The sequence below is a fragment of the Streptomyces sp. NPDC005808 genome, from assembly GCF_042871385.1.
Classification (GTDB): Bacteria; Actinomycetota; Actinomycetes; order Streptomycetales; family Streptomycetaceae; genus Streptomyces.
Genome location: NZ_JBIAIK010000008.1, coordinates 161,476 through 174,536, shown reverse-complemented (window position 1 = coordinate 174,536; position 13,061 = coordinate 161,476). Strand labels below are relative to the sequence as shown.

General features: G+C 65.3%; 10 protein-coding genes and 3 pseudogenes. 9 read left to right on the top strand and 4 right to left on the bottom strand.

The window, feature by feature from the left end; translation table 11 throughout:
- Window positions 1-2 precede the first annotated feature (2 nt).
- A pseudogene (locus tag ACFYPC_RS19740) lies at window positions 3-308 on the top strand (YdcF family protein); the annotation flags it as partial.
- Between the two features lie 207 nt (window positions 309-515).
- Here ACFYPC_RS19740 and ACFYPC_RS19735 read toward each other — a convergent pair.
- The 3 genes from ACFYPC_RS19735 to ACFYPC_RS19725 all read right to left on the bottom strand — a co-directional run bounded on the left by ACFYPC_RS19735 (window position 516) and on the right by ACFYPC_RS19725 (window position 4,561).
- Entirely contained in the window at window positions 516-2,507 is a 1,992-nt protein-coding gene (locus tag ACFYPC_RS19735; protein ID WP_388677628.1) for a pentapeptide repeat-containing protein, read from the bottom strand.
- A gap of 291 nt (window positions 2,508-2,798) precedes the next feature.
- Window positions 2,799-3,155, bottom strand: a complete 357-nt coding sequence (locus ACFYPC_RS19730) for a hypothetical protein (protein ID WP_388678115.1) — start codon at window positions 3,153-3,155, stop codon at window positions 2,799-2,801.
- 368 nt (window positions 3,156-3,523) lie between these two features.
- Window positions 3,524-4,561, bottom strand: coding sequence for a pentapeptide repeat-containing protein (locus ACFYPC_RS19725; RefSeq protein WP_388677626.1), 1,038 nt, complete (start codon window positions 4,559-4,561; stop codon window positions 3,524-3,526).
- A gap of 313 nt (window positions 4,562-4,874) precedes the next feature.
- Between ACFYPC_RS19725 and ACFYPC_RS19720 the strand changes: the two genes are divergently transcribed.
- On the top strand, window positions 4,875-5,318 hold the full coding sequence (locus ACFYPC_RS19720) for a LexA family protein (RefSeq protein ID WP_388677623.1): 444 nt from the start codon (window positions 4,875-4,877) through the stop codon (window positions 5,316-5,318).
- A 927-nt stretch (window positions 5,319-6,245) separates the two neighbouring features.
- A complete protein-coding gene (locus ACFYPC_RS19715) occupies window positions 6,246-6,635 on the top strand; it encodes a hypothetical protein (RefSeq protein ID WP_388677620.1) in 390 nt (129 codons plus the stop codon).
- Between the two features lie 227 nt (window positions 6,636-6,862).
- Here ACFYPC_RS19715 and ACFYPC_RS19710 read toward each other — a convergent pair whose 3' ends face one another.
- Window positions 6,863-7,750, bottom strand: coding sequence for a bifunctional DNA primase/polymerase (locus ACFYPC_RS19710; RefSeq protein WP_388677618.1), 888 nt, complete (start codon window positions 7,748-7,750; stop codon window positions 6,863-6,865).
- 395 nt (window positions 7,751-8,145) lie between these two features.
- Here ACFYPC_RS19710 and ACFYPC_RS19705 point away from each other — a divergent pair, with 395 nt between their 5' ends.
- The 6 genes and pseudogenes from ACFYPC_RS19705 to ACFYPC_RS19680 all read left to right on the top strand — a co-directional run bounded on the left by ACFYPC_RS19705 (window position 8,146) and on the right by ACFYPC_RS19680 (window position 12,716).
- Window positions 8,146-8,451, top strand: coding sequence for a hypothetical protein (locus ACFYPC_RS19705; protein WP_365440626.1), 306 nt, complete (start codon window positions 8,146-8,148; stop codon window positions 8,449-8,451).
- Between the two features lie 362 nt (window positions 8,452-8,813).
- A pseudogene (locus ACFYPC_RS19700) lies at window positions 8,814-9,156 on the top strand (acyl-CoA dehydrogenase family protein); the annotation flags it as partial.
- Window positions 9,157-9,272: 116 nt separating this feature from the next.
- Window positions 9,273-10,205 carry a bifunctional MaoC family dehydratase N-terminal/OB-fold nucleic acid binding domain-containing protein gene (locus tag ACFYPC_RS19695; protein ID WP_388678088.1) on the top strand — a complete coding sequence of 311 codons (933 nt, stop codon included), beginning with the start codon at window positions 9,273-9,275 and terminating at the stop codon, window positions 10,203-10,205.
- A 116-nt stretch (window positions 10,206-10,321) separates the two neighbouring features.
- Complete coding sequence (locus tag ACFYPC_RS19690) at window positions 10,322-10,762, top strand: MaoC family dehydratase (RefSeq protein ID WP_388678086.1); 441 nt, start codon at window positions 10,322-10,324, stop codon at window positions 10,760-10,762.
- Window positions 10,759-11,919 (top strand): annotated as a pseudogene (locus tag ACFYPC_RS19685) (lipid-transfer protein); the annotation flags it as partial. The gene ACFYPC_RS19690 and the pseudogene ACFYPC_RS19685, both read left to right, overlap by 4 nt.
- Window positions 11,920-12,161: 242 nt before the next feature.
- Window positions 12,162-12,716 (top strand): SigE family RNA polymerase sigma factor, encoded by a 555-nt coding sequence (locus tag ACFYPC_RS19680; protein WP_388677615.1) that lies wholly within the window; start codon window positions 12,162-12,164, stop codon window positions 12,714-12,716.
- Window positions 12,717-13,061: the final 345 nt, after the last annotated feature.

Genomic DNA, 13,061 nt, shown 5'->3' with positions numbered 1-13,061 from the left:
CAATCCTGCTCGTGAGCAAGCCATATGAAGAACGGCGCTCGTACGCCATGATGCGGAAGCTCTGGCCCGACGTTGAGGTCGTATCCGCGTCCACGCCGATGGGCTTGGAGGAGTACGCCGACTCCATCGGGGACGTCCGCATGGTGATCGACATGATCGCCGGAGCATTGCAACGAGTGCTCCTCTTCCCCAACTGGGGTCTGGCCATTGAGCAGGCCGTGCCGGATACCGTCGTGGCAGCGTACGAGCGTCTACGCGACCAGGGGTTCACGAGTCGACTCATCCCGGACGCGGCGCAACGTACCTGATGGGCTCGGTCCGCTCTATCTCGGGTTTCGCTCTCCCCGCTTCGTTCAGCGCCGTTCGTCGTCCTGGCCTCGACTGGGTCCTGCGCTACAGCCCGCCCATCAGCTGATCCACACGCATGGAGACGGCCCGCACTGAGCAGTGCGGGCCGTCGCTGTTCCTGCCCTCGGACCCTAAAATTCGAGTGTTGCCTGACCATCAGAAATAGATCATTTTCGTTTGATCCGTCCCCTGATGGCCAAAATGGAAAGGCCCAAAAAAATGGGCTCCGTGAAGCGGGAAGTCATTTCGATCCAAACGCCAGCGGATGTCAGGCCCTGGCCGCTGGACCGAAAAATAACGGAATTGATAACGATCCGCCCCGACCTTTCTAGTCGGCTTAGTGTCCATCGCTTATCAAACGGAATGGTCAGATTCTGTTTGGGTACTTCTATTACTAGCGTTGTTTCTTTTCCGGGAGCGGACGCGATTCCAGTGGCTGTCTGTTTTGCTGCCTGATTGGGTAGGCCACATCCCATCATCAAGACAATAGTGACTGCCATTGAGGCGGCAAGCCAGCCGATTGCGCGAGATGCCCGAAGACCGAATCCGGAGAGTGCCCAGTAAGCATGCAGGAGGCCTCTCTCGCTGCGGCTAGCGTGCTCATCACGCCTTCGCATCTCCATTTCTCCGTAGTAGAAATCGGCTGCGCCTGGTTCATTCAGGCCGTCTTCAAATGCCTTACGGAGTTGGCGATATGTTGCTGCGATATTCTGGATGCTGGGAGTCTGGGTCGGAACTTCACGACTTACTTCCCATCCTTTTTTATTCAAGAGTTTAACTGGACGCTGTGACCGCCACGAGACTTCATCGCTAAGCGTTTTGCGCTGCGTCCACCAGCGGAAAGGAACTGTGGAGACCCCCCACTTTATGCCAGTTGGTGGAGTGGCGAAGCGACAGTCTCCTTCCAAAGTGATCTGATCCAAGTGATATGCCCCAGCAAAAGAACACTTGGCTAGGTCTACGTCGCTGAGCACCAGCAATTTTGCGTCCACCCCGGCGAGCCGAGTTACTTTACTCAAGGGGTCCAGGTCTCCCAGCTCGGGATCAGGAACCGGGAGATCGCCTACGGTGAACTCGCTATGATAAGAGGAGATTGTCAAAGGAGAGCTAAGATGCACGTCCGTGAGGTCAACTGTGGAAAATCGGGCACTAAATGCCGCTGCTGCTGAGAACGTTGCACGGGACAGGCCAAGATTTTTTGAACTCACCTCAAAACGAACCGAGCGATCGAAGCTTGCGTAACCCAGATTCACGTCCTTCGCGCTGAGCGGTCCATGGAGCAGGTCGGAAAATTGGCTGTACTTGAAACTTATCGATCCCTTGCAGACTGCTCCGCTGAAAGAAACCTCGCTTTCAAATTTGACCTCGGTAAACCCTGTCATTTGGCCGAACTGTGCCCCGGCGAATACTGCGGGGCCTCGCGACCCAAATTCGCTACCTGTGAAAAGGCATCCCTCGGGGAAGCTACTGTATCTGAAATTTGCCCCATACGGAAACCTTACTTTTTCGAAGTTAGCCAGACCTCCAAATTCTGCTCGACGAAAGGTCGGAAGAGCTAGGAAGGTTGCTCTGGAGAATCGCACCATTTGGAACTGTGTACGTTCGAAACTGCCGTTTTCTAGCTCAGAGTTTTCGAAACTGGTGATGTCTTCGAAGGTGCAATCCTGGAAATTTACGGACGGGCGTCTTTGTAGTGAGCTAAAGTCCGCCCCGCCTTTGAATTGGGCCCGGGACAGATCGGCCCTTCCGAGTGAGGAAAGTTGGAATGTTACCGGTGCGTGGAATGTCGCTCCCAGAAAGCAGGCAGACTCATGGAAAATGCTCCGACTGAAGTCTGCGGCATCAAATGATGCGCCATCAAACCAGCATGCACCTTGAAACTTGAAGTCGCTGAAATCGATCGGCGCTAGGAACTGGCAATCCGTGAAGAGGGAAATTCCGAAGGCTGTGCACCGCGCGATTACTTTCTGCAGTTTTTGAGTGAGTGCAGCGTTGAACGTCACCCCTCGGAAGTCGACGCTCTCTCCGACAGCGATCCCATCCAGGAGGCCGGATTGCTCGTTCCCCGCCAGATGAGCGATGCATCGGTCGTAGGGCGAGACTTGCACGCCAGAACAGAGCGGATCGGCTTGGCAGGTCGCCCACGTAGGTTCACCCATGCCCCTCGTTCTACCGACTTTGCGCCCATCTCGTAGGCTTTATGCGCAAGTCGGAACGCACCTGCGCTACAGCCCGTCCATCAGCTGATCCGCACGTACGGCGACGGCCCGCACTTTCCAGTGCGGGCCGTCGCCGTTTCCGCTCTCGCCGGACCCGCATCGCAGCAGGTCACGTGCCTACTGCTGGGCCGTCTGCGGGCCGTCCGAGGGTGGCCAACGACGACCACTGATGACCAATGATGACCGCGATCCTGCGGTGGCTCTCATCCCGCAGCGAAGCAGTCAGCCCAGCTAGACCCAAGTGTCCAACCACATACGCGACCGCCACTGGTCGATCGGGATCGCCTGGCCGGTATAGATCGGCCAGAAGTGCACGACCCCCGCAGCGACGGCTGACATCAGCACGATCAGCCCGAAGGCGTTCGCGCAGACGACATGCACCCACCCCTTGATGCCGCCGGATCCGTCGTAGCAGATCATGCGAACCCCGAACGGCATGATGGTCATGCCAACGAGGATGGCACCCAGCGCTACGGTAACCGTGCTCAAGGCAATCGGTTTGTGGTCCAGGCTGGCGGCGATGAGTGAGCCGGAAAGGGCAACCACGGCGGTCACGGTCCAGTCGATCCAGAACACCGCGTCGTCCATGGTGAGCGCATGTTTCTTTCCTGGCGGAGGTTCTCGCGAAACCAGCTTTAGCCAGGTCTGTGCCCCCGAAACCCCGACCGCGAGCACCAAAGAAATCAGCCAAGCCACCCGTCCCCCGGCTTTAGAGCGTGGCCCCGCATGATGCCACCGATGTGGCGCCTCTCGCACATCGGCCTGACTGTGTGTCAAGTTCTGACCCGAGCGGAGATTTTCAAGATCAGGAAGACGCGCGGACGAGATCCAGCGCCCTCCTCCTGATGGCACACAAAGTCGCAGGTCAGATGGCCCACAGGCGCGCGATCTTGGGCAGACTGTAAATCTGCCGATGGATGGACGCTGGCGCTCGTAGAGATGACCGTCGGCATGGCTCACGCATGGTCAGTCATGGCGTTGCTGGTTGCTGGTTGCTGGCGCTCGGGCGGAAGAATGGTCCTCTCGTCGGTTTGCCCTTCTGTAAGTGGCTGAGTAAACCCTCGAACATCTGACAGGTCTACGTCGCGCAGGTTGGCGCCGGTGAGCGTCGCCCCGTCCAGGTTGGCCTTGGTGAGCGTCGCCCCGCTCAGGTAGGCCTTGGTGAGCGTCGCCGTGCGCAGGTCGGCCTCGGTGAGCGTCGCCCAGCACAGGTTGGCCCCGGTGAGCGTCGCCGTGCGCAGGTTGGCCTTGGTGAGCGTCGCCCAGCGCAGGTTGGCCTTGGTGAGCGTCGCCCAGCTCAGGTCGGCCCCGGTGAGCGTTGCCCCGCCCAGGTCGGCCCCGGTGAGCGTTGCCCCGCCCAGGTTGGCGCCAGTGAGGTCGGCTTGGAGTAGTTGTGCACCAGCGAGGTGGAGTTCGTGGAAGTCGAGTACTTCGCGGCGGTCAACGTGGGTGCGGGATTCCGCGCGGGTGAGGGCGGTCAGGGCTGCTTGGACGTCGGCGTCCGGCTCTTGGGGGAGTTCCTCGGGGGCCGGGGATGCAGAGGTGGGTGCGCCCTCGTCGGGGTCTGGGGCCGGGGTGGTGGGTACAGCCTTTGGGGCGCGGTCGCGGATGAAGTGGCCCAGGACGCGGGCGGCGTCAGTGGCAGCTTGCTCGGGTGCATCCTGGACGATCTGTTCCAGGGCGAGGATGCCGCCGATGCGTACGTACCGCTGCTCAGAGCCGAGGCGTTCCAGAGCTTTGGTGAAGCGCTCGGTGATCTGGCCGCGCCGGGTGAGCCGATACGTGCGAGCTGTGTACAGCAGGGCGATACCGGCGCCGAGGGCAGCGACACAAGCCACTATCGCGGTGCGCAGGCCGGTGACCAGGGCAGCAGACCCCTTCGCCAGCTCACTGCGGTCAAGGTACTGCCCGTCGAACACGTAGGGCCCTCGCCACACCAGCCATGGCAGCCCGGCGAGTAAGGCAAGAGCACCCACCACGATGAGCGAGACCATGCCCCACCGGCGGGCTCTGGTCTTCTGACGGACCCTGGTCCGTCGCTGATCCAGGAGCGTCAGAGCATCCCATGCGGCGCGGCGGTGTGCCCGTGCATTGTGGATACGGCGGAGCGGGTGGGGGAACTTCATACCCGGTACATGTCTGTACAGGGCGGTGCGGTTGCAGACTCGCCCCCTTAACGAGGACACCGACTCTCGGCGGCCAAGGTTGGATGGCATGTGCGCAAAGTTCGCCATCACAGGACATCGAACGTCACAGGTGCCAGGTGACTCTCGCGCCAGAAATCGAACACATGATTGAATTTTGGCTATGGCGCACACGACGTTCCCGCTCGATCTGATCCAGGCTCAACGCGACTGGAACCGCACCTACGCGGCGCTAGAGCGTCGACCGTTGCACACGGCCACGCTGCGTCGTCGGTTGCAGCAGCTCTCTGCCCGGCTTGCCTCCCAATCGTTTTGGGAGACGAAGGCCGGCCGGTCGCCCGGGGCGAGGGTCAACCTGCGTCGACAGGTCCGGGAGCTGGAGGAGGCAGAGGGCCGCCTCACGGAACAGCAGGAACGCATCCTGAAGTGCATCAGGGACTGGGTAGCCGACCGCGGGGAGACTCCCTCGATGCGGGAGATCTGCCGAAGCGTGGGACTGTCGAGCACGGGGTCGGTCGCGTACCAACTCGACAGGATGGAAGAGCTCGGCGTCATCGACCGGGGTCCAAGTCGCGGCACGGGGAGGGGAATTGCCCTGCGCTGGTAACCGTCGCGTTCCTCTCGCCATCAGCGTCAGGCACGACCCGAGGATTACGGATTTACGGACCGCGCTCCCACTCCCGCACGGCTCCCGTTCGCGGCTTGAGCTGAAGCCCGTGCGACTTTCTGTGGCCATCCTCTGGCCAACATGGACCGGGCGTTGCGACTCTGGGAGCCGTTGATGCAGGTCAAAGCCCGTTCTACCCTGGGGAACCGTGCGGTCTTGAAAACCGTCGTGGCAGCGATGTCACCGTGGGTTCAAATCCCACACCCACCGCAGGATGAGAGCCTCTGACCAGTGAAAACGGTCAGGGGCTCTCACTGTGTCCGCTGCCCGTGAGGACCGCTGTTCCCCGTGATTCCCCGACCGATCGGCAGGACTGCTCCGCCGATGGGCCACCCCACGGATCCGCCGTCACGGTAATCCCTGATGCCGATCGCGAGCAGGAAGGTAGCCGGGATCAGCCCCAACCAGTCGAGGACTCTGCTCAACCTTGCGAATATCGAAGACTCCAGCACGGCCTGATCATGGCAGGCAGTTGCGACCCTTACCCAGCTAACCCAAGTACAGACGACCGTACGAGACTGGGCGGCTCACTCACTGGCTGGCTGCGGTGTCGCCTCAGCTCAAGCACAAGGCCCAAGCGACGTACGGTCCCTGATCAACTCGCTGATCGTTCCAGCACTCGTTGATCAGGAGCTGTCCAGTCTCCGGCCGACCACTGCGGCTCACCGGCTCGGCCACTCGAACGCGAGCGTCACCACCCAGGATTACGCTCGGCCGGTCGCCGGTCGCGACGACCAAGTGGCGGAGGCGGCCGACGCATGGCTTGGAGGGCAAGACGGGGACGGCTCATCCGAGACGCATGAGCCGTGGACGCATGTCCAATTCACGTCTATGCGCTGTGCATATGCACAGATACTCTGCGTGTTCATGGGGAAAGTGGTGCGTCTGTACTGGGGATACATGGTGGCTGCGGCCTTGATCGTTGCTTGGAGCCAGCAATGGGCGCTGTCTGTGATCGTGGCTTTGTCACTCGGCGTCTCGGCCTACGCTGCCTTCCGGGTGCCGGTCTGGTGTGGCGCGGTGAACCGAGATGGCCAGACCTACTGCCGTAACAACGCCTATGGCGTGTTGATGGGGTGTACGAAACGTCAGCACAGGTGGCAGAAACTCAAGATGATCGTCCTGCGCAGCAAGGTCGGGAACGTGAGTCGCTCTGTGTTTCCAACCGCCAAAGAGAAGTTCAATGGCGCCCTGGCTGTGGGAGGTCTGCTCTCGGCTGTCGCCGCAGTGGTTGTTCCTGCTGTGTCGGGTGGATGAGCGGCATGATCGTGCGGCTAGGGCACCTAGCGGGCACGGCAAGCACGGCTACGACTGAGACGTCGTGGCTTTCCCCCTCCGGCCTGCGAGGGCGTGGAGATCTCACCTGACCTGCGGGTTCAAATCCCACACCCACCGCGCAGGTTCAGAGAGGGAGCAGCACAGAAGGGGATGCCCCGTTCGCAGGGGCATCCCCTTCTGTGCTGCTCCCCCTCCTGTGTTGCTCTTCAGGCCCGGTTACCCGTCATCCGCGCCGCCGAGGCCACCGTCGAGCGGGCCTCGCGGAGTGTGAGGCCGGTGTGGACGGCCGCGTCGATCAGGGCGGGGGTCAGGTCCGGGCCGATGCCGTTCTCGTGGGCGCGGCAGGCAGCCCAGAAGAGGCGGGTGTTGCGCTGGCCCGCGTGGGCCGCCAGGACGAACTGGATCAGGCCCTGGCCCTGCCCGTGGACGTCCGCCGGTGTCGAGGATGAAGTCGGCTTCGCGTGCCGTGGTGGTGGCAGAAGCAGCCGTAGCAGGGCAGGCGGGCAGGGCGCGGGAGCAAGCTGGGCGGTGCCGGGGGCAGTGCTGTAGATGCCCTGTTCGGTACGGGAACCGGGGCCGACGAGGTAGCCGCCGGCGCCGCGGACGTCAATGCCGGGGGCCAGTCGGCTCGCAGAGTTGGGGACGGCCACGTCCGGCGGACCGCTCAGCCACAGATGGCGGCCGCCGCTCGGCGTGAGGACGACCACTGTCTCCGGGATGGTGAACAGGTGGCGCAGGGCCAGTTCGCGCAGGGCGGCCGACGACTCCGTACCGGACTTGGTGTCCAGGTCGATGCCGATCAGGTGGTACGGCGGCAGGCCACAGGCGATGCCGTAGCCGGTGGCCCAGGGGGCGGCAGTGAAGAGCGTGCGAATGCGGCGTGGGTCGGTCGAGGCGTCGTACACGCCGTGCCCGAAGCGGCCGCATTCGCCGTGGCAGACGGGCAGGCCGGCGGGGTCGGTGCGGTGGGGGGATCGGAGGGCAGGGAGCTTCGTACGGGACAGCGGAATGACCGCGAGGCCGCGCTCGGCGGCGGACAGTGCGTGGGCCAGGGCCATGGTCGTGGCCTGCCGGTCGATGGTGGTGGTGGCCATGCCTCCATGTTCGTACGAGTGTTCGAAAAAGGGAAGGGGGTTCGGCGGGCGGGGAGCGGCGGTAGCTGTTTCGGGCAGTACGGGAGAGGTTGGCTGAAAATGTGCCGGAACGCTTCCTCTCGTGCGGTTCCTGGCGCCCGAGTCGGCCCAGTGGCCTTGGCCTGCGACTTTGAGTCAGAACCGGCAGGTGAAAGGTCGCGAAAGGGGTTTATCGACTTGTCCTCACGCTTCAGGGGGAATCGGTGCTTCCGGGGTGGTTCGCCGGGGATTCGGTGGGCAACTCTGGATTCGCGACGTCGTGCACATCACCGAGGTGGTCGGCCAACTGCCTTGGGACAAGCCGTACTTCCCGGTTCACACCGGTGCGTACATCCGGTTCTTCTGGAGGAATTCACATGGCAAGCATCCGTACCGCCCGCGTCTTCGCCGCCGTCGCGGCCCTGCCCCTCGCGGCCACCCTCTTCACGGGTGTCGCCGCGGCGGACAACGGCGCCTTCGCGGACGACGGATCGAACGCGGCGGTGGCGACGATCAGCGGCAGCGGTGTCGGTGGCAACAACCACGGCAACTCGTCCACAACGCAGCAGCAGGCGGTCGGCTCCGGCGCCTCCAACCAGAACAACACGGCCCAGGTGAACGGTTCCGCGTTCACGGCAATCGACCAGTCGAACACCGTCGTCAACTTCACCAACCTCTGGTAGATCGCAGGCCGATGCGCCCTCATCGGCCCGGAAACTCCCGTGCGGGGTTGTGTTCTGTGGGGTTCTGACGCGTCTGCGTGGCGGTGCTTCGGTGCCGTCACGCAGACGTTTTTGCGTTTCCGCGCGTGCGCGTGCGCGTGCCCGCGATCGGGCCCGTGCCCGCGTCCGTACCCGTGCCTGTGCCCGTGCGCGCGTTTGGGTTCGCGCGCGTATTGGGTCCGTGAATCTGTCCGTGTTCGGGGACGTCAAAGGGCGGTGCGTGGGGTCCGGAAAGGACTCCTGATACGGGTTCGGTGACCTTGACAGTCCACATTGTCTGACGGACAGTCAGAAAGCCTTGCTCGTGCGGGGTCTGGGGGGCGTGGGCGCGGCTCCAACTGGCTGAGGCACATGTCCCGGCTGGCGTCGTCGTGTCTGCTCAATCGGCGTTGGCGGGGATGTCGGGGCCGGTCGGCCGACACCGGGCGTCGTGAGCGGCGTGAAAGTGGTGGGAACCGAATCGGCGGTGGCGGTGTACCAAATATGTCAGCAAGTTGTCGGGCCGGATGTCCTGGTCCGCTCCGGTGCATCGGGAGTGTTCCGGGACGCCGAGCCAGAGCGGATGAACAGGATGGCGCAGATCAACGCGTTCGGGGGCGGGTGAGCGAGGTGCGGCGGGAGATCGTGGCGACGATGCGGCTCGGGGTGTGGAGGGGGCGGCGGTGAGCGACGAAGCGGGCGGGGTGGATGGGGCGGAGGGGGCGACCGGGGTAGACAGGACAGGCGGTGCAAGCGGGGGAGACGGGACGGACGGGGCACGGGGGGTAGGCGGGGCGAGCGGGCTGTCCGGGCGGCTCAAGGCGTACGAGGGCCGGGCGGCTGCCGTCGCCGGCGCGGGCCGGGATCCGGTCAACGCGCCGATGATCAGGCACTGGTGCGAGGCCATGGGCGACGCGAATCCGGCGTACGAGGGGCCGGACGCCGTCGCGCCCCCCACCATGCTCCAGGCGTGGACCATGGGCGGCCTCGCCGGGCACACAGGGCGTTCGCAGGCGTACGACGAACTGCTGGGGCTCCTCGACGGCGCCGGTTACACCTCCGTGGTTGCCACCGACTGCGAGCAGGAGTATCTGCGACCACTGCGGCCCGGGGACGAGATCACCTTCGACGCGGTGATCGAGTCGGTCTCGGAGCCCAAATCGACGAAGCTGGGGAGGGGTTACTTCGTCACGACACGGATGGATGTCCGGGCGGGCGGCGAGCCGGCGGGCACGCACCGCTTCCGGATTCTCAAGTACGCACCGGCCGGGCGCCGGAAGCAGCAGGAAACGAAGGTGCGACGCCCGCGCCCGGTGATCAACCGGGACAACGCGGGTTTCTGGGAGGGCGTGGGCCGGCATGAGCTGCTGATCCAGCGGTGCGGCGGCTGCGGCGTGCTGCGGTTCCCCTGGCTGCCGGGGTGCAACACATGCGGCTGCCTGGAGTGGGACACGGTCGAAGCAAGAGGGGACGGCACGGTCTACTCGTACGTCGTCATGCACCATCCTCCCTTCCCTGCCTTCGACCCTCCCTATGCGGTCGGCCTGATCGAACTCCCGGAGGGCGTGCGGATGGTGAGCAACGTGGTGGGGGTGCCGTACGACAAGGTGCGGATCGGTATGGCAGTGCGGCTCGAATTCCAGCGGTACGACGATGAGTTGGAGCTGCCGGTCTTCAGGGCCGACGAGGCCGCAGCGGGTGGCGAGACCGGCGTGGACGGCGAGGAGGTGACATGAGGGCCGGGGGTAGGAAGGGCGGAGGTGCGAGGCCCGGGGAGGCGGAAGCCGGATGGGCGACGGCCGGCGACGTGACGGCCGATGCGATGAAGGCCGGCAACCTGAGCGCCGGTGACATGAGCGCCGGCAACCTGAGCGCCGGTGCCGCGTGGGCCGGTGACGCGAAGGTGGGGGACACGCTGCCGCCGCTGGAGATCGACGTCACGCGCACGCTGATCGTGGCCGGGGCCATCGCGTCACGGGACTACCAGGACGTGCACCACGACGCGGAGCTGGCGCGGCAGAAGGGTTCCCCCGACATCTTCATGAACATCCTGACCACCAACGGCCTGGTCGGAAGGTACATCACGGACCACTTCGGACCGGGCGCGGTCCTGCGCAAGGTGGCCATCCGGCTCGGGGCACCCAACTACCCGGGCGACACCATGGTGTTGACCGGTTCGGTGGAGGAGCTCGCGGGTGACACCGCGACGGTCCGGGTCGTCGGGGTGAACGGCATCGGCAGACATGTGACCGGCACGGTGACGGTCACTCTTCCACTCGGGGGTGTCTCATGAGCGTACGGACGCGGGACACCCTCGGCGGGCGGGCGGCGATCGTCGGGATAGGGGCCACCGAGTTCTCCAAGGACTCGGGGCGCAGTGAGCTGCGGCTGGCTGTCGAGGCGGTGCGGGCCGCGCTCGACGACGCGGGGCTGACGCCCGGGGACGTGGACGGGATGGTCACGTTCACGATGGACACCAGCCCGGAGATCACCGTCGCCCAGGCGGCCGGAATAGGGGAGCTGTCCTTCTTCTCGCGCGTCCACTACGGCGGCGGGGCGGCCTGCGCGACCGTCCAGCAGGCGGCCCTCGCGGTGGCGGCCGGGGTGGCCGAGGTCGTGGTCTGCTACCGGGCGTTCAACGAGCGGTCGGGACGCAGATTCGGTTCCGGAGTGCAGCAGCGGGAGCCGTCGGCGGAGGGGGCGGCGCTCGGCTGGTCCCTGCCGTTCGGGCTGCTCACGCCCACGTCCTGGGTGGCGATGGCGGCCCAGCGGTATCTGCACACATACGGGCTGAAGCCCGAGGTGTTCGGCCAGGTCGCTGTGGTGGACAGGAAGTATGCGGCGACGAACCCGGCGGCCTACTTTTACGGCAGGCCGATCACGCTCGCCGAGCACGCCGCCTCACGGTGGATCGCGGAGCCGCTGCGGCTGCTGGACTGCTGCCAGGAGACGGACGGTGGTCAGGCACTGGTGGTCACCTCGCTCGAGAGGGCCCGCGATCTGCCCCATCCCCCCGCGGTGATCAAGGCTGCCGCTCAGGGGGCGGGCCGTGCTCAGGAGCAGATGACCAGCTTCTACCGGGACGGTCTGACCGGGCTGCCGGAGATGGGCGTGGTGGCACGCCAGCTGTGGCGGACGGCAGGGCTGACTCCGGCCGACATCGACGTGGGGATTCTCTATGACCACTTCACGCCGTTCGTGCTGATGCAGCTGGAGGAGTTCGGATTCTGCGCGCCCGGTCAGGGAGCGGACTTCGTCGCCGAGGAGCGGCTGCCGCTCAATACCCACGGCGGACAACTGGGGGAGGCGTATCTGCACGGGATGAACGGTGTGGCGGAGGCGGTGCGACAACTGCGAGGAACGGCCGTGAACCAGATAGCGGGCGCCCGCCACACGCTCGTCACCGCCGGTACGGGGGTTCCCACGTCGGGGTTGATCCTGGGGGTCGACGCGGATGGTGGCGCGGGTTCCCAGCCCGTTCAGGCGAGGCCGGAGGTGACCTGCGGGGACCGGGGGATCGGGGCCCGCGTACTACCGTCGTACTCGTCCTCAGGGGTGAACCCTCAGGGGGCAGGACTTGCTCGTCCACCTTCAGGAGGTGGGGGGAGCCCCCCTCCTACAACCTGAGGCGGACATGGCTTCGGGACCTGCGGCCGATCCGCGATAGTAGGGGGCGATCCTAGCGTGGAGCCATGACCACACCCGTCTGCACCAGCGCTTCGAACGCCGCGACGCTGTCCCTTCCGTACGCGCCCTATCCGTCGTTCGCGTCGTACGTGAAGGCCCGCCAGCCGGTGCTGTTGCGTACCGCCCGGTCGCTGACCGCGAACCCGTGCGATGCCGAGGACCTGTTGCAGACCGCGCTCACCAAGACGTACGTCGCTTGGGAGCGGATCGAGGACCACCGGGCACTCGACGGGTACGTACGCCGGGCGCTGCTGAACACGCGGACGTCGCAGTGGCGCAAGCGCAAGGTCGACGAGTTCGCGTGCGACGAGTTGCCGGAGCCGGATGGGGCGCCCGCCGGGGACCCCGCCGAGCAGCAGGCCCTGCACGACGCGATGTGGCGGGCGATCATGAAGCTTCCGGCGCGGCAGCGGGCGATGGTCGTCCTGCGGTACTACGAGGACCTGAGCGAGGTGCAGACGGCAGAGGTGCTTGGTGTCTCCGTCGGGACGGTGAAGTCGGCGGTGTCGCGTGCGCTGGGCAAGCTGCGCGAGGACCCCGAGCTGGAGCCCGTACGGTAGCGCCCGCTTCCCGGACGGGGTGACCGCCACCGGGCCCGCTTCCCGGACGGGGTGACCGCCACCGGGCCCGCTTCCCGGACGGGGTGACCGCCACCGGGCATCCGGAACCCACCCCGGCTTCCCAAGCTCTCGCCCTCCGACTCCGGCCCTCTCGCCCTCCGACTCCGGCCCTCCGACTCCGGCCCTCCCGCCCTTCCACCTTTCGGGTTCCCACCGGTCTTCTCGCCCTTCCGCCTTTCGGGTTCCCGACCGTCCTTCTCGGCCTCCCGGGCTCCCGAGGCCCCGCATCCGCACCCCCCATCCGTTCCTGATTCCAGGGCTCCCCGGCCCCCGGCCCCCTGCCTC